Below are 25142 nucleotides of genomic sequence, written 5' to 3' on the forward strand. Positions count from 1 at the left end.
CATCCCACTTTCGACACATAATTATAGACACAACCAAAGCAAGTGCTATTCACCTCTGTCATTTTTTCTAAAGAGAAACTTCTCAGATAAATCTGGGTGGTCTTGATAGACTTATGCCCCAATAATTCACTGATCATTTCTATAGGGACATTTTGCTCTTTCAATGCCATGGCAAAGGAATGGCGGATCGTATAAGAAGTAACATCCGATGCTATTCCAGCGGCCTTTTTCAACGCCTTCAAATTTCGATTGAATCGGGATAGGGCCGCATTGTATTCGAGATATGCCTCATAGCCCGTCTTCGTTCCACTCAAAAAAGGGAATAAATAGCCTGAGGCCGGCTTCTTGTCACCCATTAATTCCTTGCGCATCAATTCTGCCGTATCCAAGATTTCCAGTCTCATCGGTGTGCCTGTCTTCTGCCGATTATAGTCCAATATCCCGTTTTTGATATTCCTTTCTTTTAGGTGGGCGAAGTCCACGAACGACATTCCTGCATACTGAAACAACAAACAAACGACCAGTTGTGTCTCCCTTAGCACCTCACTCTCTACCTTCACCGTCATCAACTTATGTTGGTTCTCTAAGGATAGGGATTTCTTGCGCTTACTCTCCACTCCCGTAAAAACTCCTTGGAACAAACCGGGGATATATTCCGCATCACCATCTTCGATCGCCTTGTTATAGACGCAACGGATACGACGCATATAAGTGGAAACCGTGTTGCACATGCAGCCTTTCTCCAACAAATAAGCCTCATATCGGTGAAGATTGGCCTTATTGATATCCGAATAGGAAATGTTCTCTGTTCCACTATACTTTATAAAGGAGTTCAACGCATCCTGATAACTTTTGGCGGAGGAATAACGCTTTTCCTCTCGTAACTGGGACATATACCTTCTCACCCCTTCCACGAATCCTTTCTCATCCATATCTCTCTGTTTTTAAATAATATTTGAAATGAATTGACAAATGTAACTCATACTATCTGAATGCAAAAAGAATTACCGAAACACTATCATAATGTTTACTTTCTAAACATATTTTAAACACATACTTTTTCAAAACAGTTACGTTTAAACCAATATTATGGAACTTTAGTACCCAAAATAGCACATTTTTTAGGATATATCCTGAACTTGTATGTATCTAGTCGGCTTATAATTTCTATTTCCCGGCAGATAACCGACATCTACCCGGCATCTAGTTCGGATTATCCGGCACTTGCTCTAATTTAGCTGGGGTCTACTCCTAATCTCAATCTTTTGTACACTGAAAAACGAGACTATATAGAGCCTTTGCGCTCTAGAACGGCAAAAAAGTCGACTGATTTTCAAATATCATTCAGGAGGCATTTATTAGTTTTCTGAAACAAGAGATATAATAATTCGGCGGATATTGATAAAAAGAAGGCAAACTGCAAGTATTTTCCTTCATACACATTCTATTCGTCAGGGCTTAACTACCAGAGAATCGCATATAATACACACACACCCTATCCTATCTCAAATACAAGAAGCAGAAGGAGAGAGAAATGACAAATTGACATAATTAAGCCGTATTAATGACTTCTATCGATTGAATACACAATATTAAATTAGCAGAGACTTGCTTGCAGGTGTCGTTTTTTTTCACGAATATTGCAAATCAAACAACCAAATAAACATATTTAGTTTACTAAAGTTAATCTTAAAGAAAGGAGAGCCTATGAAACAGGAACCATCATGAACCATATCTAACAGGGAAACTGGCTGGAAGATATGGCAACATAACCCAGCCAAACAAGTTTCTAAGCGCCTTTAAATCAAATAATACTAACACTAAAACATTACAAATGTATGAATGAAAATTATAAGGGGAATCCTAAACCCCGATTAAACACAAAAACTAAATTGGGCAGAGTCATGAAATTAACCTCAATCCCGCTATTTATTTTTACCACAGGGGTATACGCTTCCGTACACTCCCCAAACATGCGCATTAAAAGCGACATCAAGATTATAGAGAAACCATCAATCGTATCCACCCCGCAACAAAACACCCGTCAGATCACCGGAACCGTGATTGATGCTACCGGTATGCCGATAATTGGCGCCAATGTGATGGTAAAAGGGACAACAAACGGGACAATAACGGATATAGATGGAAAATTCACGTTGGAAGTAGCCAAAGACGCTATTTTGCAAGTGTCCTATATCGGTTATATGAACCAGGAGATTTCGGTAGGCAATAAATCGGTTTTAAGCATCTCCTTGCAAGAGGACACACAAAAGTTGGATGAGGTGGTAGTGATTGGTTACGGTACGATGAAGAAAAGTGATATCACGGGGGCTATCTCGTCCGTGAGCGAGGAGAAAATCGCTCGCCAAGCAGTGGCCAATGTTTCTACCGCATTGCAAGGCTTGGCTACCGGTGTATCCGTCACTTCCAGTTCCGGATCTCCGGGTTCCGCCGCCACGATCCGTATCAGAGGTGTCGGTACGGTAAACGACGCGGAGCCATTGTTCGTCGTGGATGGGATGCCCGTGACGGATATAAACTACCTGAACACATCGGATATACAGTCTATGGAGGTGCTTAAAGACGCTTCCGCTTCCGCTATCTACGGTTCCCGTGGCGCGAACGGCGTAATCCTTATCACTACGAAAAAAGGCGCCGCTGGAAAAACCACCGTTACGCTCGACGCATATTGGGGTATGAACAAAATATTGAATAATCTCGATTTGATGTCAGGTCCGGAATGGTACGACTATCAAGAACAGTTGAACACAGTGAGGAGCGTTCCCATCAACTTGGCCCTTGTCAATCGTAATGTTTCCACCAATTGGATGGACGAGATTACGCATACGGCCTTTATGCATAACTACAGTGTCGGCATAAGCGGTGGTAAAGAGAACGACTATAAATTCAATCTGGGCTTGAACTATATCAACCAAGATGGAACGATCAAGAAATCCAACTACGAACGGTTCAGTGTCCGTCAAAGCACGGAAAAAACGGTGCTCAAAGATCATTTGGTAGTGGGTACCAACGCGTCGATCGCAAGATCTACCGACGCAAGTATTAGCGAGCGCAACAGTAGTAATGTGTACGACTCCGACTATGGTGTCGTAAGTAACGCAATCCGTTTGGATCCGGTAACTCCCGCCCAAAACGCAGACGGTTCATATGGTTACTCTCCTTATATTGACTACTATAACCCATTGGCAAGTATCATGTATCGGGATAATCAACGGGAGAAACTTGCTTTCATCGGCAATATGTATGGGGAATGGCAGATTATAAAAGGATTGAAGTTCAAGAGTAGCTTCGGAGCGGAAATCAGAAGGGTAGACAATAAAACCTTCTCGCCTGTCTATGAGGTATCCTCAAGCCAAAGAAATTTAGAGAGTAGTTTATCGAAGTCGCAGACCAAAGGGCATTACTATACGTTCGAGAATACCCTTTCGTATGAGAAAACGTTTGCCGAGAAGCACTCCATATCCGCTCTCGTAGGTTATACCAATGAATGGGGTAAGCAGGAAACCTTGAGCGTAAATGCGAGAGATCTTATCGGAGAGTCGGATAACCTGCATTATATAGACGCTACGCTGGACAAGAACAAGACCACGGCCAGCAATAGCGCTACGGAATATGGTTTGATGTCTTATCTGGGCCGCCTACACTACGATTACAATAACAAATACCTTATTACAGCCACTTTCCGGCGAGACGGCTCCTCTAAATTCTCTTCCAAGAATCGCTGGGGTAACTTCCCCTCGTTCGCTCTAGGTTGGAGAATCGACAACGAACCGTTCTTCCAGAAATTGAACGCCGAATGGGTTTCCTCCTTGAAACTCCGCGGGGGTTGGGGACAGATCGGAAATCAGAATATCACCAATTATGTGGATCGTAGTTTGCTGTCATTGAGTACGCAATACGGTGCTTTATTCGGAGCGAGAGAGAATGAGACCTTGTATCAAGGTATTGCCGTGAGCAGATTGGGCAATCCGGATATTAAATGGGAGACCACGGAATCTCTGAATATCGGTCTTGACGCAAGCTTCTTTAACACCCGCATGGTCTTCAGCTTCGAGTATTATTACAAGACAACGAAGGACATGCTGCTGGCCGCTCCTATGCCTATCTATATGGGATATGCCAGCAACACCTACACCAATATCGGCGAGGCGAACAACCGCGGTATCGAGATGAATCTCGAGTGGAGAGACAAGACCGAAAGCGGTTTCGAATACAACGTGGGAGTAAATATGTCGACCATCCGTAACCGCATGACGAAATTGAATGGTGGCACACCAATCTCCGATGGACCATTCCGAAACGGAAGCATGTACCTCACCTATACGAATGAAGGTATGCCTATCGGCGCGTTCTGGGGCTATAAGACAGACGGGCTTATCCAAACACAGGAACAGTTGAATGCCGTTAAGCGGGCGGATTTCCAACCTAATGCCGAATTGGGCGATGTATTGTTCGTAGATACGAATGGCGATGGCAAGTTAGACTCAAGTGATAGATGCATGATCGGTAATCCTATTCCGGATATCATATACGGTATCAACATGGGTATGGCGTGGAAAGGCTTCGACCTCAATTTGCAGTTTGGTGGAACAATCGGTAATCAGATATTCAACGCGATGCGTTATTACACCTACTTCCCGAACGATATAACGAACAAGGATAGAGCGTTAATGAACTATTGGACGCCAAATAATACAAATACGGACATCCCTCGCCTGACGGCTACGGACGTAAACGACAATGACCGCTTCTCGGACATGTACGTAGAAAACGGGACTTATTTCCGCTTGAGAAACGCCCAGCTAGGTTATACCCTGCCCGCTTCTCTCACGCAGAGGATAAAACTACAAAAAGTACGTTTTTATGTAAGCGGCCAGAACTTGTTTACGATATCCAGTTACTCGGGTATGGATCCGGAAGTGGGTCAGTCCAGCTCTTTGTCTAGAGGCATAGATTACGGTATCTATCCTCAGAACATTTCATTCACCGGAGGTATTAATGTTACTTTTTAAAATTTATAATGTCATGTTTAAAAACAAATATATCATAGGAATCGTACTAGCGATTTTAACAGGATTCAGCAGTTGTGCAGATTTGGATTTAGCTCCGTTAGGAAGTCCGGAGGCTGGAGAGATATCAGAGGAAAGACAAGCTTTCTTGCGTCTGACCGCTGTCTATTCCGTCATGAAGGACTTCCGTTACACATGGTCAATGCAATGTTTCGGCGACGTGTTGTCGAATGACGCGACCTACAGCGGTTCTTCGAACGACGCACAAACCTTCACGTTGCTGGAGAATTATCAGTATCAAGCGGATCATACCGAGATCTTGAACAAATATCGGTATTCTTACCAATGTATTAATAAGGCCAATTTGTTTATACGGGATATGGAAATGGCAGACGATGCCCTATTCTCGAAATATAACAGGGAACAGATGATCGGTGAGGCCAAGTTTATTCGCGCCTATACTTATTTCGAGCTTGTGAAAACCTTTGGTGGTGTTCCTTGCTATACGGGAGTCTTGGATCTCGATCATGAGAGACTCGGACGTGCGTCTGTCGAAGAGATATACTCGGTTATCGAGCAAGACCTAAACGATGCGGTTAGCGTATTACCTAAGAAAAGTGAGGTGGCTAACTACGAGTCAAGCTATGCGGGAAGGATTACCAAAGGCGCGGCCATCGCCATGCAAACACGTATTTATCTGTATGAGAAAAAATACGATGAGGTAAAAAAGGCATTCGAGAAATTCCAGAATGAGTGCGGGGGTGAGTATAGCTTGGTCGCTCCGGAGGATTACGCTTGGCAATTCTCACTGGACGGCGAGCACTGCTCTTCTTCAATCCTTGAAGTAAATATGTATACCTCCACAACCCAAAGCGGGTATGGCGTTAATAACGGCAACCGTCACGTGCTGATGTCTATGCCCCGAAACATGACGATCGGCTTCGGTTGCGCACAACCTACACAGGCCTTGGCAGACGCTTATGATGCCGAGGGGGATATCATACGAAAGAAGACCACTCTCCTCTCCACGGAAGAGGCCATAGAGATCGAGACCGCGGCCAAAGGCGATGTGGCACCCGTTACGGACGACCGAACCGGTTGGTACAATCGCAAACTATATCTCGCGCCCGGGCAAAGAGAGGAGAATCGGGGAAATAATCAACCCACGAACCTCAGGCTTATCCGCCTCGCGGAGGTATATTTGAACTATGCCGAGGCTTGCTATTTCAGCGGCGATATCGCTAATGCGCAAAAGTATCTGAATGAGGTAAGAAGCCATGTCAACTTGGCTCCTAAAAACCATACAGGAAGCCAATTGTTTGAAGACATCATGAACGAGCGTCATCTGGAGTTTGGAATGGAAGGTTTCCGGTTCTTTGACGTGGTACGTGTAGGATGGGGCGAGAAAGTATTTAACGGAACCAAGAAGGCGGAATTTGGAGCTAAGACTCCTTTCAGCGCCGGTGCGGAAGTATTGCCTATACCTCAAACCGAGATTGATATTAGTGACGGTTTAATAACTAATTAATAAGGAAATAACAATTCGCAAAAATCATAATAGTATGAATAGGAATTTAGTATTGCTCGGAATCTGTCTCTTGGCCGTATCGTTCGTTGGAGAGGTCTTTGGACAGAAGAAAAAACCTCGTATCGGTATTGCCGGTATACAGATAGAAAACAGCGTGTTCGTCCCGAATAGGCAGCCGCTCGTAGGACACCCCGTAAGAATGCCGGACTATCTCAGCCCAGACTCCGCAATGGGACAGGCGGCCACTTGGCTTCCCACGCAGATTGGCTATGGCGGTGGAAGAGGCCCCGTGACAAAAGAATCGTACGACGCATTTGTGGAAAAAACATTGGAGATGATCAAGGCCAATATGCCCTATGACGCTTTCTGGTTTTATAACCACGGAGCTTGTAGCGTGGAAGGCGTAGCCGATCCCGAGGGCGAATTCATGGAGAAGGTGCGTAGCTTGATCGGAAACGATGTCTTGACTACCACCACGATGGACCTTCACGGAAATACGTCTTGGTTGGTAGCTCTCAACTCCGATTTGATTACGACTTATCGTCAAGCACCGCATGCGGATTCTCGCGAATCACATCGGCGAGGGGTCGTCAATTTGTTGGAACGTCTTGAGTCGGGGAAAGGACGTCCGGCATACAAGGCATGGGTTGCTGTTCCTGTCCTAGTTTCCGGCGAATGGTCGAGTACCCGTGTCGAGCCTGCGAAATCGCTGTACGCATTGGTTCCCGAGGTTGAAGCCATGCCCGGAGTGATAGACGCAGGGATCTGGATCGGTTATGTTTGGGGAGACAACCCACGGAACCAAGGAACCGTGATGGTTTACGGTGACGATGAGGAACAGGTAAAAGCCGGGGCGAAGAAACTCGCCCAGAAATTCTGGGATGTCCGTAAGCAGTTCTCGCTGGAAGCTCCGGGATATTCGCTCGAGAAATGTATCGATTTGGCAATAGCAAGCAAAAAGAAGCCTTTCTTTATCAGTGATATGGGAGATAATCCCGGCGGAGGCGGCTCAGGCGAGGTCACTTGGACTTTGGCGAGACTCTTGAAGCGTCCGGAATTCCAGACTGATAAGGGAAAGAGCGTTCTTTATTGCTCCATCCCGGGAGAAGAAGTGGTTAAGCAGGCACGTAAGGTCGGCGTAGGCGGACACGTAGAAGGCATGGTAGGTGCCATGGTCGATAATTCCTACGAAGGTCCCGTGAAATTGTCGGGTACCGTGGTTTATGTCAGTCCGGAAGAAGACAAGAACGCGGAATCATGGAGACGGAAAAGAGATATCGCTATCGTAAAGACCGGAAGCGTTTATGTGGTAGTAGGCACATCGTCTCCCACTCCAAACCTAGAGGGTTCAGGAATTGACCCGAAGGAAATGGATATCGTAATGGTTAAACAGGGTTACCTTGTAACCCAATGGTACAATATACAAGCGGATTGGGTGATGGCTTTTACAAGGGGAGGCGTGGATCAGGACTTCAAGAAGCTTCCCTATAAGAATATCGTGAGACCGATGTTCCCGATCGATCCAGACATGGCTGATCCGGAATTGAACGTTATCATGGTTCCTTCCGCCAAGCATTACTATGGCAGATAGATCGTATTGATCGATTTTTTACTGCAATGCCTATGCAGTGTTACTGCAATAGGTGTTGCAGTATTACTGCACAGGCATTGCAGCATCACTGCAACCCGGGTTGCAGTGATGCTACTAAATTATCCTATATTCCTACTCAATAACTTTCGGACTTGCTCCTCCGTTAAATTCCGGCGGCTCGCATAATCTCTCATCTGCTCCTCATCGATAGAACCGATCATGAAATATTGAGAAGAGGGATGGGCAATATAAATCCCACTAACCGAAGCCGTAGGATACATGGCACCATTCTCGGTTAACGAAACACCAATTCGCGACATATCGAGCAATCCATCCAATGTGAAATTCAATAATTGATCCGGTAGAGAAGGGTAACCGATAGCCGGACGGATTCCTTGGTATTTCACCTTGTAAAGATCCGGGATAGACAAGGATTCGTCTTTAGCATATCCCCAATATTCTTTACGTACTTTCTCATGAAGATATTCGGCTGTAGCTTCCGCTAGGCGATCGGTCAAGGTTTGCAGCAACATTGAATTATAGGTATCGCCTTCTTCCTCAAATTTATCCTTCAAACAATCAGCGCCAGCTCCAGCGGTAACGACAAACGCCCCTACATAATCAGTTCGCTCCTCGGAAACCGGTATTACATAATCGGAAAGACATTTATAAATATTTTCCTCTTTTTTTACTTGCTGACGTAATAAAGGCAGCGCTATATCACCCATTCGGATCGTATCCCCTTCACTATTCGCTGAGAAAAATCCGTAAATCGCTTTACAATATTCAACCTTCATATTGACCAGCCGATCCAATAACCTAACAGCATCCTTGTATAATTGCATCGCCTCGGTAGCCTTCGCACGATCTTTTTCCGGGAATCCGGCCAACCAAGAGGCACGACAAGAATCGCAACCATGTATCTGGGAGATTTCCGAGAAACGGCCATTCAATTTCCATGCGCTAAAAAAGAAGGTCCAGTGGATATAAGGAATCACTTCTTCCAAGGGGATATAAGGGATAACATGTACCCCCATCCGGGCCGGAACAACCGGTGTATACCCGGTCCAATCTATTTCTATCGGATGCTTACGAGCCTCTGAAAGAGAAGCCAAGGTCTCTTTCTTCTGCCCTAAAGAGGCACGCAAGGCTTCTTGTTCTTGTTCCAACTCCCTGATATAAGCGTCACGGGTATCTGGATTCAATAGTTTGGCGGCGATCAACGGATTCTGTGAGGCATCCAGCACATGAATCACCGGATAATCATAATGCGGAGCGATCTTCACTGCCGTATGCAATTTGGAGGTCGTAGCGCCACCCACCATCATAGGAATCGTAAGTCCCGCTTTCTGCATCTCGTCCGCGACATGCGCCATCTCTTCTAAAGAAGGGGTTATCAGGCCGGATAAGCAAACCAGATCCGGTTTCTCCTCGATCGCTTTCTTTATGATCACATCTGCGGGAACCATTACCCCTAAATCAATCACCTCGTAGTTATTACAAGACAATACGATAGAGACGATATTCTTACCTATATCATGTACATCCCCTTTTACCGTAGCGAAAATCACTTTACCGGCCTTTGCGGAGCCGGAAGCTTTCTTTTCAGACTCAATGGCCGGTTGTAAAATAGCCACGGCCTTTTTCATCGTACGTGCGGTCTTCACGACTTGAGGGAGAAACATCTTTCCGGCACCGAATAACTCGCCGACCTTATTCATTCCGCTCATTAACGGACCGTCAATTATATCCACGGCATGCGGATAAATCCGCAAGGCTTCTTGTAAATCGTCCTCCAAATAGTCTCCGATCCCTTTGATTAAGGCATGTTCCAAACGCTCCTTCAATGAAAGCTCACGCCAAGCCTCATGCTTCTCCGGAGTTTCTCCGGAAGCTTGAACATGTAAATTTTGAGCATAAGTAATTAATTCCTCGGCAGCTTCCGGACGGCGTGCCAAGATCACGTCTTCCAACAAGGTACGGAACTCCGGCTCTATATCCTCATAAAGTACGGAGGTAGACGGATTCACGATACCCATATCCATCCCCTTCCCGATCGCATGATATAGAAATACGGAATGCATAGCCTCGCGTACATGATTGTTCCCCCGGAAAGAGAAAGATAAATTACTTACACCACCACTCACCTTCGCGCCCGGCAAGTTCTTCTTGATCCATTCAACGGCACGGATAAACGCCAGACCATAGCCATTATGTTCCTCCATACCGGTAGCGATCGCCAATACATTCGGGTCAAAAATAATATCTTGGGGATTGAAATCGATCTTTTCAGTCAATAGGCGATAGGCCCGTTCACAAATCTCAATCTTTCTTTCATAGGTATCCGCCTGCCCCTTCTCATCGAAAGCCATCACGACCGCAGCCGCACCCAGTTGCTTAATACGGGCGGCATGTTTAAGGAAGACCTCCTCTCCTTCTTTCAAGGAGATGGAATTCACGATGCTCTTTCCTTGCACGCACATCAAGCCTTCCTCGATCACTTCCCATTTAGAAGAATCGATCATGACGGGTACACGGGCAATATCCGGTTCGGAGGCGATCAAGTTTAAGAATGTCTTCATTTCTTTCACGGCATCCAACATACCATCGTCCATATTGATATCGATCACTTGGGCGCCATCCTCCACTTGCTTACGAGCGATCGTCAACGCTTCCTCATAACTGCCTTCTTTTATCAAGCGTAAGAATTTCCGAGAACCGGCCACATTACAACGCTCTCCCACGTTCACGAAATTATTCTCCGGTTTCACCTCCAGCAGTTCCAAGCCCGACAGCCACAGGCAATCCGGTTTCAAAGCCGGGATATGCGGTTTAGCTCCTTTCACCAACTCCGGATACCGGAAGATATGCGCCGGAGTCGTTCCGCAACAGCCTCCGATAATGTTCACTAATCCCTCTTCCACAAAAGGCTTCACATGTTGGGCCATTTTATCCGGCGTCTCGTCATAGGTACCAAAACTATTCGGCAATCCAGCGTTCGGATAAGCGCTGATATAATAGGGGGCATACTTCGCCAACTCTTGTAAATAGGGCTTCATATCCGCCGCTCCGAAAGAGCAGTTTAAGCCAACCGAAACAATATGTGTATGCTGTATGGAAGCCAAGAAGGCCAATAAAGTCTGTCCGGAAAATGTTCGTCCACCTTGCGCAGACAAAGTCAAAGACAACATAATAGGCAGGTCTTTTTCTTTCTCTTTCAACACGACCTCAGCCGCTTCCAATCCCGCTTTTACGTTCAACGTATCGAAAGTAGTCTCGAAAAGGATGATATCCACCCCGCCGTCAACAAGTCCCTCGACTTGCTCCTTGTAGGCATTATACAAATCTTTATAAGTGACGGCACGATAAGCGGGATCGCTTACATCTGGACTCATGGAAGCTGTCTTATTGGTAGGACCGATCGATCCGGCCACGAAGATCGTACGATCCGGATGCTCTGCCATATAGGTATCCGCCACTTCCCTCGACAATCGGCCGGCGGCCAGATTTATCTCACGTACATAGGCCTCCATCGCATAATCTGCCATGGAAATAGCATTCGCGTTAAACGTATTCGTAGCGAAGATATCCGCTCCCGCATCCAAATACTGACGATGAATAGACTGGATTACATCCGGGCGGGTGATACACAATAAATCATTGTTCCCCTTCAATTGTCCCGGAAAATCGGCGAAACGTTCGCCTCGGTAATCTTGTTCGTTTAGTTTGAAACTTTGGATCATGGTACCCATACCACCATCCAAGATCAAAATGCGCTCATTCAAGAGTCGCAGAAATCGTTCCTTATTCATAAATATGTTTTACCTTTCTTGCGTACATATAACTATATCCCCGGAGGATCCATACCACAACGATGGCGAAAAACAGACGGGTAGGCACCACCCAAAGAACGGGTACCCCTATCGCGGCAAAGATGATCGTATCTTCCAACAGGGAATGGCACACGGCCAAATGATGGTTCAGCAAGTTGCCGTCACCGTAAGACAACTTCCTCTGCTCCATTTGCTCTACCATAATAGCCCCGCCATAAGCCAGTCCAACCACATTACCTACCAACCACAAAAAAGCGGCATCTTGAGGCAAGCCAAATAATCGCATCAGTGGAGAAAAGACCGAGGACAATCCTTTCATTAGATTAAACTCTTCCAATATATAATGAAGGATCATTAAAGCCGTAACAATTATCAAAATAGAAATCACCACCTTCATCGAGCTGGTAAACCAAAGTACGAATACTTCCAACCAATTATCGCATACAGCCGCGCTTTGAGCGATCCCGACCTGTCCCCATCCTTCATGGGGCATTACCCAATTCAAAGAAAAGGCGATCACGAAACTCATGATCAAACGGAGCAGCGTCATCTCCCAGAAAGAAGACCCAGTCTTTGCCTGTACGGAGGATTCTACCATTAGATTATGGGAAGTAAGGCACATCAATGCTAATATCGTAGCTTCACGGACTCCTAAAGACATCGAGGTGATCAAAGCGATCGGAGCATATAATGGGGAGAATATACTGGTTATAAAAACAATGGCTGTCTCCCCCGGCAGACCCACCAACGAGAACACGGGCACTAACCAATCCGAGATCTGACCTAATATTCCGGAATATTGCAATATACGGACCAATAAAGAAATAGGCAAAATAATCTTTAGCAGCCATAAACACGTCTTGCCTGCTTTAGGCAGAGCTTTCAGGATACATCCCCAAACCCTACCGATCACGCCTTGCCCTGTTTCCATCTCGACTTATCGTTTGAAAGCCCGATCCATCTCCCGTCGGTCGTCACGTTCCCGGATGGAGTCTCGCTTATCATATTCCTTTTTACCTCGTGCGATCGCGACGACTACTTTCGCCAATCCTTTCTCATTGATAAACAAACGAGTGGGAACGATCGTAAAACCACTAGCACGAACCGCACCCTCGATCTTTCGTAATTCCTTTTTGGTAAGAAGTAATTTCCGGTCCCGCCGTGCGTTGTGATTATTGTACGTACCGTAAAAATATTCGGCGATGTACATATTCTTCACCCACAGTTCCCCTTTTTCCACGATACAAAACGTATCTACCAAACTCGCCTTCCCTAAACGGATCGATTTAATCTCCGTTCCGGTCAGTACGATCCCGGCCGTAAAAGTGTCGAGCAACTCGTAGTCGAACGTCGCCCGCTTATTCTTTATCTGTATGTTATTACTAATCTTCTCCTTCATCTTGTGTTATTCTGTCAAAAACTCAAACCGGGCATCAGCATCGATAACAAAATCTCGATAACTGCCGGAGTCAGTAATATAATGGCGGTTGTAAATCCTACGAACTTCAAGCGGATCTTCTCCTCGACTCCCATATACGGACCAGCGCCTTCCCAAACAATATAGAATGTATAAAGGATAAATATCCGCAAGAAGAAAAACTCGGGAAGCAACATCAATACGATATTCAAAGCGAACATCAACGACGAGGAATACCCGACGAAGCGCAACCACAGTTTCAAATCCTTCTCCCGTTTAAATATACCTTGCCATATCTCGTTCATCAGATAAGCCCCGAGGTAAAAACCACCGAACGAGGACACCAATGTCCGGATAGACGACTTCAAGGCCAGCTCTAAATCAAACTCCTTCCGCGTAAACAATACGCCCAGAAAAGCCGCAACAGTAACGAAGCCGATCAAAGGATACACGAATCGGGATAAGAACTCCTCCTGCTTCTCTCCTTTTTTCGCTAACAAGACCCACGCCTTCGCTGGCTGTGAGATGATAGCGATTACCCACCTAAATATCTCCTTATACATCTCTGTTTACTTTTAAATAGCAAAAGTATATATTTAATTCGTAAAACGCAACGTAAATACGTCGGTAGCCCCCCAAACACATGCGGTTGTATCCGCATTATAGCGTTCGGCATAATTTATTTTAAAATTTATCACATTTTGCCCCTCACTACTCTCTATCGCTTTGGCTTGGTCCAAAAACTTATCGATTGTAAAAGCGGTCGTATTGATCCATTTAGTGGAATCGCCGGTACCCCCCTCTTGGGTTACCCGGAGATATAGGTTATAGATCCGTTGTCCGTCATCATCTTTTTCCACCTCCTGATCAGGGTTATAGGATAAATTGAAAATATCCTTTTGGTCTACCTGATGATTTATATGTTGGGTTTGCAAGAAGAAACGTCCTTCCAAATAAATACTTTTCTTAAAGTCCAGCGTAACCAGACGCTCCTTGTCCAATACGACCGTAGTATCAGTCAATGTCTCATGCAAAGGCCATACAGCGACCGAATCATACTTATAAATCTCAGCGTTGTAAACACCATTGCCCAATTCCTCGCTAAAATTCGTCTTGAAATCAACCACACAACAATCGCCATCTTTCAAATCCGTCCGATTCTCAAACTCAGAGGAAGAGACGATAAAGATCTCCCCTTGATCATCCGCCGTGTAGATACATCGCATAGGATTCTCACGTATCACTCCTACTCGATGATAATTGATGGAATTACTTCCATCCCCCATACAAGAGGTCATTAAGAAAAACAAGGATAAAAATAAGCCGTATAAAATTCGCTTTCTCATCTTTTTTAGTTTATAAGTAAAGGATCTGTTACTCCCCATGTAAACTGGGTACTATCTTTCGGATTAATTTGATCGATATAATGAATCCGAACATACATATCCGCATCACGTCCACCTTGTTCTCGCATATCTTTGATAAAGTTCCCCAGATTAAAGGCATTGATAACCGCGATAGCCTCTTCTGCCTTGTCCTCCGGCTTTCCGGTCGTAGCGGCAGCCCGTAAATATAAGGAATAAATTGATTTCCGATTTTCAACAACTGGTTGTTGAGTCGGATCATAAGTCAGTTGCCAATTTAAAGCCCGGTCTTTTGTTGTCCAACAGGCGGAAGGCAAAAACAAATAATCTTCCAATTTGACGTACAGAACAGAGTCGTTCGGATTAACCGCAAGTATCGGTTGCTCATTTGTCAATAGTTTATGCGTATCCGTAAGAGGACTCTCAGCGTTTTGCTGGTTAACGGCGGTTTCCCCTTGTATCGTCACCGTATAATACCCTTTTTGTTCCGCACCCGTATTTTCCGGCAAGCTAGGATCATAATCAAAACTCACCAACAAGCATTTACCCTCTGAGTATGAGCTCAGCTTCGTCGAATAGATCCAACCGAACCGGGTATTAGCCATCATCAACGCGCTATCTCCATGTTGACGAACCACAGCGGCGGTCGTTCCCGGATTATAGACGTTATTTATGTCTTTTAGGCAAGAAGTAAACAGACCCATGATAACCGCCACCCAGACAAAACCTATTAAATTCTTGTATCTCATTTCACAATACTCCTCTTAAAGTACGCAAAGATACGATCTTTACCCATATACATAAAAAAAACGGCAAAAAAATAGGGCGTATCGATAATCTTCTTATCGGTACGCCCTCAACTTCTATACTAATTTCTTTATGAGTTTTTCACGACTTGGAATAGAACGGTATAAGAAGCCCATTTCAAATCCGTACTATCTTTTTCATTAATCGTATTTAGATAATTGACCTTAAGATTAAAAGACTTTGAATCTTTATTAGCCTCAGCGCTATTCACAGACTCCAATACAGACTTAACATTAAACGCACGGACTTCTCCTATGGATGATGCAGCAGAACCTGTTCCGTCCGCTACTTTAGCGACACGCAAGAACAAGTCATATGTCGGGACATTATCCACCATAGTAGGCTCCTTTGAACGATCCCAATATAAAGTATAAGAATTTTTCTGATCCTTAAACATATCCATTGTTATAAAGAAGAATAAATAACCGTCTACATACACCCCATAGTCGCCATTGCTAAATAGGTTTTTTACAGGTATCTCATTCTGAAGTAAGCTGGCCGAATCTGGCACATTATAAAAGACTGGCTGTCCTTTTGTTATCTCATCTGCCACAGAGATTGTCGCTGTTAAATAACCATTTGTCGCCGCATTCGCATTCTCCGGAGAATTTAGGTCTAATTCATAGTTGATCAAGTAACAAGCTCCGTCAACTACTTGTGCCGATAAAGACGGAGAGTATAATGCTCCCATATTTGTATTCAGTACCGTTTTATATGTCTTTTCAGAAAGACCTGCGACACCAAAGCCGGCACGAGTCACCGTATTATTCGATTCTCCAAGACAAGAGGTCAACAACAATAATGACGCAGCCGCCGCTGCTCCAATTAATTTAAATGCTTTCATAATTCAATTTTTCTATTTTTAAGTATTTGTATTTACACTGTTAATCTATCGAGTATTAAAAACCAAAACGAAATCCAAACTGAAGGCTCATGTTAAACGGCTTCTCCGAATGGATGGTTTCGATCTCGCTACCATTATCAAAATAATAGCTGGCTCCCACCTCAGCGAAAGCGCTTACAAAACGGATAATCGGATAACTTACACCCGCACGGGCATTTACAGACCATAGCCATTCTTTCATTCGAATATGTTCGCTTTGCTTTGCGATCTCTACCTCATCCGAGAATAATTTCATTCTACGTTTGCCAGCGACATTCACTTCCGCCATACCTCCGGCTGAGGCGTAAAACATAAAACGATTCCATTCCGCGATCTTATAAGTCAATGATAATGGAATTCCTATAAAATGCAATCGCTGATCATTCTCTATATGATACGTATTATTCGTACTCCACTCCGATCTTAAGTAAGAATAAGTTAATCCAGTCTGCAAAGAAAAACGATTATTCAAATAACGACTAATTGAGATCCCCACCCCAATAGGCGTCTTATGATGAATATCCGTCTTAGCAGGATCTTTCTTCTCCGCATCGAACGAATTTAAGCTCATCAGATTCTCACTCTTAAGCACGCTGCTATTCGTCACATACTGAGGGACCAGATTATCAGCGCCCATAGAAAGACCTCCACCTCCCATACCGAACCCCCATTTCCGGGACGCGGTCTTCTCCGGCTTCTTTTTAGCAACAGGAGTAGCATCCGCGACAAGTACATCATTCTTGAGAACAACTATCTCATCATTATTCCTTTCAACCTCCGGTTCAACGGTATCTTTCTCATTCGCCGATCTATCAGCAGACATTACCTCCGACTCAGAAATAGGCCGATCCTCTGCACTCTCTACATTTTGCCGGAACGCTGCCATCCTAGCCTTAGCTCCCACTTTAACCGCTCCAGATGCCGCTTTTGCCTTCACGACCGCAGCAGCAGGAATAGTCGCTAATACGGGCGCTTGCTCCATTGTTTTCTCTATCGGAACAACCGGGGTATCCACAGATGTCGACTCTTGTGAAGACTGTATTTCTTGGGCTATAGGTAGATCTTCCATCTCCCTGTCATATAAATAGATACCACCCGATACGACCAATAAGGAGATCACGGCGGCGGCAACCCAGTAGCGAAGCGTACGACGCAAAGGAACCGGAGCCTTTCCGGGCAATCGATCGGCTATAGCCTCCCAGTCGCCGGGTAGCGTATCCATCTCGAAATCCTCTAGCTTCGATCGGATCGCGTCATCCCATATATCTCTTTCCTTTTTACTCATCTTATCTCAATACAATGCGTTAATTCTACGTTGTAATAACTGCTTGGCACGGGTATATTGGGAACGGGAAGTACTCTCTGTAATGTTCAACATCTCACTGATCTCCTTATGAGAATATCCCTCTATCGCGAACATATTGAATACGGTACGGAAGCCAACCGGCAACTCCTTCACTAGATTCATCAACTCAGCCGCCGACATGTCCGAGATAGCCGAACTATCGGGTTGAATCAGTTCCGCCGTATTGTCAAGATCGGTCGCTTCACGCAACACATCCGACTTTCGCAGATATTCCAACGCACAATTAACAAAGATCTTCCGCATCCACCCCTCAAATGAACCACTCCCTGTATAGGAATCCATACTGGTAAAGATTTTCACGAAGCCATCCTGCAACAAATCACGAGCCGTTTCCCTGTCGTTCACATAACGAAGGCAAACTCCCATCATTTTTCGGGAATACGCATCATAAAGCTCTTTTTGAGCTCGTCTCTCCCCCTTCCGACAACCCTCTATCAGTTGTAGCTCATTCATTCAGTCGTGCCTTGAACGTCTCCCTTCTGGAGACTGTACAATATTAGGATGTAAATAATTAAACAAACGCTGCATTCCGTAGAAAAATTATTTCATAAACAGGGCGGACACTCCGGCCCGCCCTCACGGAACATCTGCAAAGATAAGATGTTCTTATGAATTTCCATGTTAATGAGCGTGAGTATGCTCACTTTTTTTCGCCGGAGGTACCGGACAGCCGGCGCCATTATCTACCGGAACCGCTTCCATACCGATCTTTTTGAAGGCCGCGGTCAAGCGGGTCTTCGAAGTCTTATCCGTCTTGTAAGTCACAATGGCCGTACGGGTGCTCAGATCACATTTCAAGTCGGTCACTCCTTTCTCGAAAGCGATATTTTTCTCGATCTTCTTGATACAGTGATCACAATCCATCGCTTCGATAAAGAATGTCACAGAGTCCTTCTTCTTTTTCGCTTCTTGGGCGAATGTCATCGATACCGTACATACGGCACAAAATAGCAACATAATTAATCGTCTCATAATCAATTGTTTTTTAATATTAACAGTTCTAATTATCCATTCATATCTACCAAAAGAAAAGCACCACTATAGGCATCGGGCTACACGTATATAGGCGTAGGGGCACACCAGTATACGCATAGGCCTACACGTATATACGTACGGGCTTATACGTATATACGTGTCAATCCCTGCTTATATTAAAGCGGATACCCGCATAAATTTTCCGTCCATGCACCGGTCCCCACACCATAGATCCATCGAAGTTATCCCCTCTGGGATTGCTGGCATCGATAATCGGATTCGGTTGTTTGTAATTAAACAGGTTCTCCGCTCCCACGTAAATAGACCATTGACGGAAATATTTCGTAATCTGCGCATTCACTACCGTATAAGCCTTAAAATTCGGCTCCCATAACGGATTAGACGCATCCGGTATCGGCATACGACCGCCTCCATTAAACTGGCCGGTCAAATCAAACTGCCATTTTTTCAACGGGGTTTGATAAGAAGCGGTCAATAAACCTTTATAATCACTAACCAACGGCTTTTTCAATCGATGCGCCACACCCTCCTCATTCCGGTAATCGGTCTTCGCGTCCGTATAACGATAAGCGGCCGTTAACGTAAATCCCCGGAAAAAAGGATAGGAAGCCTCCACTTGGAAGCTATTCGAATAGGAACGCCCATCCAGATTGTAGAAACGAACCGCATGAGGATCACTATCCATATCCACCACGATTTGCTTCAAGAAATCGGTATAATACCATTCCCCGCTCAAGCTCAGTTCCTTCCCGAACAAAGGTATATAAAATGACAGATTCAGACCGGTATTCCACGCTTCTTCTTGATCCAGATTGTCGGCGATATACATTTTTCGACTACTGGATAACAAAAAGTTGTTCTCTGCCAGCACATTCGCTGTCCGGAATCCTTTACCTGCCGAAGCCCGGATATGGAACCAGTCAAAAGGATTATATTTAATATGTACACGAGGGGTTACAAAGAAATCATACAACGTACTATAATCCGCACGTACACCCGCCAATAAGATCAGTTTATCATTCAGATTGAACGTATATTGGGCATAAGCTCCCGGCACGACTTCCGTACGGTCATAGGCATGACGGACCGACTCTCCTCCCGCATATTGAACCAGATTCTCGTCGAAACCATCATAGTTCATACTTAATCCGGTACTCAAGCTATGCATCGGCGTAAACTCCTTTTCATACAGCAAACTGGCATATACATTATTCTGATATACATTATAGGGCGTACGGTCATATCTTGATTTTTGCTCATGATAAGAACCGGAAAGTATCAATGCCACGCTCTCTACCTTTTCCTTATCGATAATATAGGCCTGCTTCGTAAATAATTCGGCCCGGTTCGTATTTAAATGAATCCGATACGGGTCGGTGAAATCATGGTGTTTCGTATCCTGCCCACCGGTACGGCTCTCATGCAGATAGCGAACTCCGTATTGAGCCACGTATTTATCCAATTTATGATACCAACGGTTCATTACGTTCACCTGTTCCCTTAGCGGCGTATCGAGAAAACCATCGTCATTACCGTCATGTTGCATTTTATCATTCGAGTAGTGTACCAATAAACCGGAAGAGAGCTTGTCGTTGATATGCCAAGAAGCATCCGCATTCCCTTCATAACGTCCGGCATCACTAGCGAACACATTAGCAGAGAAAATATCCGCCGTAGGGGGCTTCTTGAATTCCACGTTGATTTGTCCGGCCAACGCCTCATACCCATTCTTAACCGAAGAGGTTCCTTTAGACACCTGAATACTTTCCATCCAAGCTCCCGGAACATAATCCAGCCCATATAAGGAAGCGGCCCCCCGGAAATTCGGGTAATTCTCGGTCAACATTTGTACGTAGGTTCCCGCCAATCCCAACAGCTTAATTTGCCGGGCACCTGTAGCCGCATCCGAGTACGATACATCGACAGACGGATTTGTCTCAAAGCTCTCCGCCAGATTACAGCAGGCCGCACGGCAAATCTCATCGTACGTAATTTTCTGAGTTTGCAATACGCTCGTACGGGAAGCGATGGTTCCCATCTTGCGCTCACTAACCACGACCTCATCCAAGGCGATCTCACCTTTTAAGATAATCTGCATAGCATCGTCCTTCTCATCCACAGGGGTGACCTCAGTCATATAACCGATATAGCTAACCACCAGATTCTTGGAGTCACCTTTTCGTTCTAACTCGAAATTTCCATCCACATCGGACGTGGTTCCATTTTGGGTTCCTTCCCAATATACATTTGCACCGATAATAGGTTGTTTGTTTTCATCACATACACGTCCTTTCACTTTCTTGCCGGAATCCTCGGCCCAAGTCAAAGTAAAAGTCAAACAGGACAATAAAAATATCAGATATAATTGTCTTAACATGATAGTTGTTATTTGATTGAATCGTTAAATACATGCTTCCGCAGGGATAGAGCATCCCCTACCTTAAAAACCAAAGGGTATTCAGCGAGCAGCTTCCACCCTCACGAATACAATCAAATCAAAAGCGTAGTCAATAAAGAAAGGTACACACGAGGACAGGCTACGGGAGGACCTGTCACCCTAATCTCATAGGAATCAGCAAATAAGGAAGCGATTTGTAAACTCTCGAAAATAGAGGAAAAGAGCAAATCATGTACGACTGGTTGCAGATCCGGCACTTGTATATTTACAGAATTCCAATCAAAATCAACCCGTTCAATGCCACAGCCGTTCATGCCACAACACTCCACCGTATTATTCGCAAGATTATCACGACTATGATCATGTCCATGAATCTCACAGCACTTAGCTTCCAATAAAGCCTCCACTCCCTCTTTCTCGCAAACGCCACAACAATAAGATACGAAATTAACCCCCGCTCCCCCATAAAAGATTAAGGAAGCAAGAATTACAAGAAACAAGGATGTGGCAAATCGTCTCATATGCCGCAAAAATAAGCAAAAAAACTCGAAATCAAAATACCCCCTTTACTTGATAAATTTAGACAGGTAATAATAGGTATCCGGAGAAGGTTCACTCTCTATCCGGTAACGGGTGGAAGCCGTTACAGAAAATGTATACCCACGTTCAGACTCTACATCGATAGGAAGAAAAAGCTCGTTGCCATAAATATTTGTAGCTAATATGGATTTTGCCGAAGCCGTATCGATCGAATCTGTCAATGAATAATAAACGGTATAAGTTAAGTCCTGCTTTTCCGACACAGGTTTCTCCCAAGTTAAGTGCAACTCATCGTCCAAACGTTCCACTTTGATCCCCTCCGGTGCGGCAGGTACCGAATCATTCAGCCAAGTCAATGGAGGCAATTGGGCCGGATATTTATAGTAATTGTCTCTCAACTCTTTATAAAGTCCCTTGTCATTATACAGGACATTTCCACAACGAAAGAACGCACAGCCGGCTCCTCCGTAATAACGGCTATAATCGATCTGGTCCGTTATATCATTCACGGCCCAGTCCGCCTCACTCTTGTCCATCCGATAAGCTCCCAAGCCGGGTACGACCAAACGCCCGTTACAATTATCCACCCAATTATCCACGAAAGGAAAGAAATTCTTATGCAGGTAATACATCATCGGAACAATCATATCTTGTTTACCTTGTTGCATCCACATCTTCGGGTCTTGGAAGACACTTTCGTAAGCGGTCCAACCCGCGTTAGGTACCCGTTCAATACGATTATATTTCCCGAGTGGCGAACTGCTCACCTGCACCCAAGGTTTCGTTTGCTTTACCCAATCGTAAATACGGTAAACCATCCGGTTGATATTCTCCCTACGCCAGTCTGCCAGAGACTTTTTCTTACCGGATCTATTATACAACGCTTTATCCGGGAATGTTTTCGCCTCTTCGGGATAGCGGATATAATCAAAATGGATGCCATCTATATCGTAGCCATTCACGATCTCCTTGACTAAGGATAAGATATAATCAGCGGTCTCCGGTACGCCGGGGTCCAAATACCACTCCCCATTATGCCGTTTGCAGAGTTTTGGTTTCTTTTTAACCACGGAAAGCTTTCCTTGCTCCTTCACGCTTTTTTCCGTTCCTAGCGGGAAAGTTACGAACCACGCATGACATTCCATTCCACGCTTATGGCATTCATCCACGACAAAAGCGAGCGGATCATATCCCGGTAATTCTCCATACTTACCGGAGAATGTCTTACTGACTGGTTCGATAGCCGAACGATACATCACGTCTCCCCTCAAGCGAGCCTGAATGAAGACCATATTAAAATTCGCTTCTTGAAGCCGGTCCAAGATATCAAGCAATGCCTGTTGCTGGGCTTTTCGTCCCGCCTCGGTAGTAGCCGGTTTATGAGGCCAATCCAGACCATAAACCGTAGTCAACCAAACCGCACGAATTTCCTTTTTGGGAGGCTCTACCGCTTGTAACAGACAAAAAACGGGTAAAGCCAGCGACAGGATAAGCAACAGACAAAACTTTCTCATCTTTATAATGCCTTATTGAGCCCGCGAATGTAGTATTTTTTGAGTCTCTTCCGGTAAATCAGTCGTAATAAAATCGACTCCCATATCGATCATCTCTTCCATTAATTTAGGGTCATCTACGGTCCAGACATTCGAAGTCATGCCTAGGACTTTACAATCCTTCACCCAATCCGGATGAGATTGCAAGACTTTATAATGGTAGTCTAATCCTGTAAAACCAAGCTCTTTCAATTCCATCGGGGATAATTCTCCATTCAGATAAGAAACCTCAGATTTCGGACATAGACGGATAAATTCTTTACAAGCATCCATATTAAAAGATATGTAATCCGTACGTTTCGCTAATTTCATACGCTTCACCATATCTACAACAGCTTTAACAGCCTCACGGTTGCGTTCCGGGGTCTCATGAGCTTTCAGTTCTAAAATTAACCGGACATTCTTCAATTTCTTCGCACGTTTCAAATATTGCTCTAAAGTAGGGAGCTTTTCGCCGTTGCTCAATTGCAAATCTTTCAATTCATCATAAGTACAGGATTGAATATGTTTTCCTTGGATATCATTATCATGGAATATTACCAGCACATTGTCCGCCGTAAGATGTACGTCGAATTCCGAGCCATAGGCACCAATCTCGCTGGCACGTTCCAAAGAACGGATAGAGTTCTGAGCAGAGCCCTCCGTTTTCCAATACCCCCGATGGGCGATCACTTTCGTGTTATCCTTTGCCGCTACCATTCCTGCCATCATCAGGCAAAGTAGCAAAAGAAGAGTAGATTTTAAATTCATGGAAATTAAATTAGTTGACAAATGACAAGTGACAGTTGATAGTTGACAAGTGAAAGTTGACAGTTAAATACCGCTTGTCGCAACTGTCAACTATCAATTGTCAACTGCCAACTATTTTCCGATCTCTGATAAATAACGTTCAGCCTCGATAGCAGCCTTACAACCACTTCCCGCAGCGGTAATAGCTTGACGATAATGGGGATCAGCGACATCTCCAGCAGCAAACACACCCGGAACTTTCGTTCGGGGAGTTCCCGGAACTGTCTCGATATAACCGATCTCGTCCGTATCTATCCATGGCTTGAAGATATCCGAATTAGGTTTATGGCCAATCGCCAAGAAGAAACCATCGATAGCGATATCCACTTTCTCCTCATCCGGCTCTCCCATACGTTTTACCAAATGAGCACCTTCCACGCCATTCTCTCCAAATAAACCCAGGGTGTTATGTTCGAAAAGCACCGTGATATTCGGAGTCTTGAAGACACGTTCTTGCATTACTTTTGAAGCACGCAAATAGGGTTTACGCACGATCAAGTAAACCTGCTTCGCCAAACCTGCCAAGTAAATCGCTTCCTCACAGGCCGTATCCCCACCACCTACTACCGCTACCGTCTTTTTACGATAGAAGAAACCATCGCAAGTAGCGCAAGCGGATACACCCATACCCGCATATTTATGCTCATCCGGAAGACCCAGATACTTCGCGGAAGCACCCGTAGCGATAATCAAAGTCTCCGTCTCGATCACTTTCTCACCATCAATCGTAATTTTATAAGGAGCCTCGCCCAAATCAGCGGCGGTAGCGATACCGAAACGGATATCCGCACCAAAACGGACGGCTTGTTTTTTTAAATCTTCCATTAACTCAGGACCGGTTATACCGTCCGGATATCCCGGGAAATTCTCCACCTCCGTAGTTGTCGTTAATTGTCCCCCCGGCTGTATTCCTTCATAAAGCACCGGAGATAAATTCGCACGGGAAGCATAAATCGCTGCCGTATAACCTGCTGGACCCGAGCCTATAATAAGGCAACGTACTTTCTCATTCACTGAATCGCTCATAGTATCTAAGTATTAATTATC

Annotated in this window: 19 protein-coding genes; 3 read left to right on the forward strand and 16 right to left on the reverse strand. The window is 44.8% G+C overall.

The genetic code is table 11. The features are described from left to right. Positions 1–932 (reverse strand): site-specific integrase (locus DWX33_RS17285; RefSeq protein ID WP_048927729.1); only part of this gene is annotated, 932 nt, incomplete at its 3' end. Between the two features lie 906 nt (positions 933–1838). On the opposite strand from DWX33_RS17285, the gene DWX33_RS17295 reads away from it, so the two are divergent. The 3 genes from DWX33_RS17295 to DWX33_RS17305 are packed head-to-tail and all read left to right on the forward strand — an operon-like array spanning position 1839 to position 8149. Further along, positions 1839–5033: a TonB-dependent receptor gene (locus DWX33_RS17295; RefSeq protein WP_181987541.1), complete on the forward strand. Its 3195-nt coding sequence runs from the start codon at positions 1839–1841 to the stop codon at positions 5031–5033. A gap of 13 nt (positions 5034–5046) precedes the next feature. Beyond that, positions 5047–6558, forward strand: a complete 1512-nt coding sequence (locus tag DWX33_RS17300; RefSeq protein WP_005865202.1) for a RagB/SusD family nutrient uptake outer membrane protein — start codon at positions 5047–5049, stop codon at positions 6556–6558. Positions 6559–6592: 34 nt separating this feature from the next. Beyond that, positions 6593–8149: a M81 family metallopeptidase gene (locus tag DWX33_RS17305; protein ID WP_005865200.1), complete on the forward strand. Its 1557-nt coding sequence runs from the start codon at positions 6593–6595 to the stop codon at positions 8147–8149. 119 nt (positions 8150–8268) lie between these two features. Here the strand turns inward: DWX33_RS17305 and metH are convergent, their stop codons facing one another. The 15 genes from metH to trxB all read right to left on the reverse strand — a co-directional run bounded on the left by metH (position 8269) and on the right by trxB (position 25121). After that, positions 8269–11961 carry a methionine synthase gene (gene metH, locus DWX33_RS17310; protein ID WP_122380749.1) on the reverse strand — a complete coding sequence of 1231 codons (3693 nt, stop codon included), beginning with the start codon at positions 11959–11961 and terminating at the stop codon, positions 8269–8271. Next, complete coding sequence (locus DWX33_RS17315) at positions 11954–12913, reverse strand: nucleoside recognition domain-containing protein (RefSeq protein WP_005865195.1); 960 nt, start codon at positions 12911–12913, stop codon at positions 11954–11956. Before DWX33_RS17315 ends, metH begins: the two co-directional genes overlap by 8 nt. A 6-nt stretch (positions 12914–12919) precedes the next feature. After that, the gene (smpB, locus tag DWX33_RS17320; protein WP_005855460.1) at positions 12920–13381 is read right to left on the reverse strand and encodes an SsrA-binding protein SmpB; all 462 of its coding nucleotides are present in this window, start codon (positions 13379–13381) and stop codon (positions 12920–12922) included. A 14-nt stretch (positions 13382–13395) separates the two neighbouring features. Then, positions 13396–13962 (reverse strand): YIP1 family protein, encoded by a 567-nt coding sequence (locus DWX33_RS17325; protein WP_005865193.1) that lies wholly within the window; start codon positions 13960–13962, stop codon positions 13396–13398. Positions 13963–13995: 33 nt separating this feature from the next. Then, entirely contained in the window at positions 13996–14745 is a 750-nt protein-coding gene (locus DWX33_RS17330; RefSeq protein ID WP_122380750.1) for a hypothetical protein, read from the reverse strand. 5 nt (positions 14746–14750) lie between these two features. Continuing rightward, a complete protein-coding gene (locus tag DWX33_RS17335; RefSeq protein ID WP_005865189.1) occupies positions 14751–15512 on the reverse strand; it encodes a hypothetical protein in 762 nt (253 codons plus the stop codon). 128 nt (positions 15513–15640) lie between these two features. After that, complete coding sequence (locus DWX33_RS17340; protein WP_005865187.1) at positions 15641–16414, reverse strand: hypothetical protein; 774 nt, start codon at positions 16412–16414, stop codon at positions 15641–15643. A gap of 55 nt (positions 16415–16469) precedes the next feature. Next, positions 16470–17738 (reverse strand): porin family protein, encoded by a 1269-nt coding sequence (locus DWX33_RS17345; protein ID WP_122380751.1) that lies wholly within the window; start codon positions 17736–17738, stop codon positions 16470–16472. Between the two features lie 6 nt (positions 17739–17744). Then, on the reverse strand, positions 17745–18272 hold the full coding sequence (locus DWX33_RS17350; RefSeq protein ID WP_005865183.1) for an RNA polymerase sigma factor: 528 nt from the start codon (positions 18270–18272) through the stop codon (positions 17745–17747). Between the two features lie 168 nt (positions 18273–18440). Continuing rightward, a complete protein-coding gene (locus tag DWX33_RS17355) occupies positions 18441–18791 on the reverse strand; it encodes a cation transporter (protein ID WP_122380752.1) in 351 nt (116 codons plus the stop codon). A gap of 163 nt (positions 18792–18954) precedes the next feature. Continuing rightward, the gene (locus DWX33_RS17360) at positions 18955–21192 is read right to left on the reverse strand and encodes a TonB-dependent siderophore receptor (RefSeq protein WP_122380753.1); all 2238 of its coding nucleotides are present in this window, start codon (positions 21190–21192) and stop codon (positions 18955–18957) included. 113 nt (positions 21193–21305) lie between these two features. Next, a complete protein-coding gene (locus DWX33_RS17365) occupies positions 21306–21734 on the reverse strand; it encodes a hypothetical protein (RefSeq protein ID WP_008771636.1) in 429 nt (142 codons plus the stop codon). A 45-nt stretch (positions 21735–21779) separates the two neighbouring features. Further along, positions 21780–23267 carry a glycoside hydrolase family 10 protein gene (locus tag DWX33_RS17370; RefSeq protein ID WP_087346683.1) on the reverse strand — a complete coding sequence of 496 codons (1488 nt, stop codon included), beginning with the start codon at positions 23265–23267 and terminating at the stop codon, positions 21780–21782. 12 nt (positions 23268–23279) lie between these two features. After that, entirely contained in the window at positions 23280–24056 is a 777-nt protein-coding gene (locus DWX33_RS17375) for a glycerophosphodiester phosphodiesterase family protein (protein WP_122380754.1), read from the reverse strand. Positions 24057–24167: 111 nt separating this feature from the next. Then, entirely contained in the window at positions 24168–25121 is a 954-nt protein-coding gene (gene trxB / locus DWX33_RS17380) for a thioredoxin-disulfide reductase (RefSeq protein ID WP_005865171.1), read from the reverse strand. Between the last annotated feature and the right edge of the window lie 21 nt (positions 25122–25142).

It is taken from the genome of Parabacteroides sp. AF19-14 (assembly GCF_003635485.1).
Classification (GTDB): Bacteria; Bacteroidota; Bacteroidia; order Bacteroidales; family Tannerellaceae; genus Parabacteroides; species Parabacteroides distasonis.

Excerpts from the sequence above, each read along its gene's own strand:
- DWX33_RS17370 (WP_087346683.1), bottom strand. The coding sequence starts at position 23,267 with ATGAGAAAGTTTTGTCTGTTGCTTATCCTGTCGCTGGCTTTACCCGTT.
- trxB (WP_005865171.1), bottom strand. The coding sequence starts at position 25,121 with ATGAGCGATTCAGTGAATGAGAAAGTACGTTGCCTTATTATAGGCTCG.
- DWX33_RS17340 (WP_005865187.1), bottom strand. The coding sequence starts at position 16,414 with ATGAAAGCATTTAAATTAATTGGAGCAGCGGCGGCTGCGTCATTATTG.
- DWX33_RS17295 (WP_181987541.1), top strand. The coding sequence starts at position 1,839 with ATGAATGAAAATTATAAGGGGAATCCTAAACCCCGATTAAACACAAAA.
- DWX33_RS17305 (WP_005865200.1), top strand. The coding sequence starts at position 6,593 with ATGAATAGGAATTTAGTATTGCTCGGAATCTGTCTCTTGGCCGTATCG.
- DWX33_RS17315 (WP_005865195.1), bottom strand. The coding sequence starts at position 12,913 with ATGGAAACAGGGCAAGGCGTGATCGGTAGGGTTTGGGGATGTATCCTG.
- DWX33_RS17375 (WP_122380754.1), bottom strand. The coding sequence starts at position 24,056 with ATGAATTTAAAATCTACTCTTCTTTTGCTACTTTGCCTGATGATGGCA.
- smpB (WP_005855460.1), bottom strand. The coding sequence starts at position 13,381 with ATGAAGGAGAAGATTAGTAATAACATACAGATAAAGAATAAGCGGGCG.
- DWX33_RS17365 (WP_008771636.1), bottom strand. The coding sequence starts at position 21,734 with ATGAGACGATTTGCCACATCCTTGTTTCTTGTAATTCTTGCTTCCTTA.
- DWX33_RS17355 (WP_122380752.1), bottom strand. The coding sequence starts at position 18,791 with ATGAGACGATTAATTATGTTGCTATTTTGTGCCGTATGTACGGTATCG.
- DWX33_RS17350 (WP_005865183.1), bottom strand. The coding sequence starts at position 18,272 with ATGAATGAGCTACAACTGATAGAGGGTTGTCGGAAGGGGGAGAGACGA.
- DWX33_RS17330 (WP_122380750.1), bottom strand. The coding sequence starts at position 14,745 with ATGAGAAAGCGAATTTTATACGGCTTATTTTTATCCTTGTTTTTCTTA.
- metH (WP_122380749.1), bottom strand. The coding sequence starts at position 11,961 with ATGAATAAGGAACGATTTCTGCGACTCTTGAATGAGCGCATTTTGATC.
- DWX33_RS17360 (WP_122380753.1), bottom strand. The coding sequence starts at position 21,192 with ATGTTAAGACAATTATATCTGATATTTTTATTGTCCTGTTTGACTTTT.
- DWX33_RS17335 (WP_005865189.1), bottom strand. The coding sequence starts at position 15,512 with ATGAGATACAAGAATTTAATAGGTTTTGTCTGGGTGGCGGTTATCATG.
- DWX33_RS17345 (WP_122380751.1), bottom strand. The coding sequence starts at position 17,738 with ATGAGTAAAAAGGAAAGAGATATATGGGATGACGCGATCCGATCGAAG.
- DWX33_RS17325 (WP_005865193.1), bottom strand. The coding sequence starts at position 13,962 with ATGTATAAGGAGATATTTAGGTGGGTAATCGCTATCATCTCACAGCCA.
- DWX33_RS17300 (WP_005865202.1), top strand. The coding sequence starts at position 5,047 with ATGTTTAAAAACAAATATATCATAGGAATCGTACTAGCGATTTTAACA.